General features: G+C 67.4%; 1 protein-coding gene. It reads left to right on the top strand.

Annotated features, from left to right (window positions below; translation table 11 throughout):
• Positions 1-58 precede the first annotated feature (58 nt).
• A complete protein-coding gene (locus tag ACWGIF_RS37840; RefSeq protein WP_453504400.1) occupies positions 59-1339 on the top strand; it encodes an IS701 family transposase in 1281 nt (426 codons plus the stop codon).
• Positions 1340-1432: the final 93 nt, after the last annotated feature.

The raw sequence follows: 1432 nt of genomic DNA, 5'->3' as shown, positions 1-1432 counted from the left end.
TAGTAGGACTCCGTTAGGTCTGACGGTTCGGGATGCTCGTGACGGGCATTCTGAATGTGTGGATACACGCGAAGTGGACCGCGTGCGGACCGAGTTGGCGTTGTATGTGGCTGACGTGTTCGCCTCTCTGCGGCGCAAGGACCAGCGGGCGAAGAGCGACTGCTACCTGCGGGGACTGATGCTGGACGGCCGGCGTAAGTCGATCCAGGCCATGGCCGCCCGGCTACCGGACGGCAACGAGCAGAACTTGCAGCAGTTCGTGAACCAGTCCACCTGGGATCCGGTGCCGGTGCAGCGCCGGATCTGTGAGCGCATGCTGCCGCTCATCGACCCGACCGCCTGGGTGATCGACGACGTATCACTGCCCAAGGACGGAAGAATGTCGGTCGGGGTGGCTCCGCAGTACTGCGGGGCCCTGGGCAAACGCGCAAACTGCCAGGTCGCGGTCAGCGTCCATGCCGCGGCGGACACCGCCTCCTGCCCGCTGCAGTGGAGGTTGTTCCTGCCTCGAGCATGGGAAGCGGACGACGATCGCAGGACGTCGACCCGCGTCCCGTCCGAGGTCACACACCGTGAGAAGTGGCGGTTGGCCCTGGACATGCTCGACACGCTGGCCGAGTGGGACATGAGGCCCCCGGTCGTGGTGGCGGACGCCGCTTACGGCACCAACGCACACTTCCGGGCCGCGCTCACCGACCGCGGAATCCATTACGTCCTGGCCGTCCGAGCGGACGTAAGTGCCCATCCACTCGACGCCGAGCCCGAAGCTCCGCCCCGCAACGGGCCGGTCGGCTGTTGGCCCCAGCCTCGCTACCGACACCCCGCACCGTCGGTGGCAACCCTGGCCGCCGGCCTCGGGGCCAGCGCATTCACCACCGTCAACTGGCGACAGGGCACACGTGGCCTGCTGAAATCCCGCTTCACCGCCGTGCGCGTCCGCCCCGCGGGCAAGGCCGTCGAGCGTCCGATCAAGGCCGCCGCCTCGTCCGAGCAGGGCTGGTGGGACGGAGTCCTGCCCGACTGCTGGCTGCTGGTCGAGTGGCCCGACGGCGCTGACGCGCCCACCGACTACTGGCTCTCCAGCCTCCCCGCCGACACTCCGATCACCGAGCTGGTCCGCCTGGCCAAGGTCCGCTGGCGCATCGAGCACGACTACCGGGAACTCAAGCACGGCCTGGGCCTCGACCACTTCGAGGGACGATCCTGGCCCGGCTGGCACCATCACGTCACCCTCGTGACCGCGGCCCAGGCCTTCTTCACCGAACAGCGACTGACCCCAAAAGTCCCAGGACCGGCCTCACCCTCTACCAGACCCTCGACGCCCTCCAAGACATCCTGAGGTGCTGGACCGGCATCTGCACAACCTGCCAGCGACCCCTGCCGGAAACGACACACACCACCCCAAGATCAAGAACAACCTAACGGAGTCCTA

This window comes from Streptomyces sp. NPDC054849 (assembly GCF_053610945.1).
This window is presented reverse-complemented; position numbering and strand designations above follow the sequence as displayed.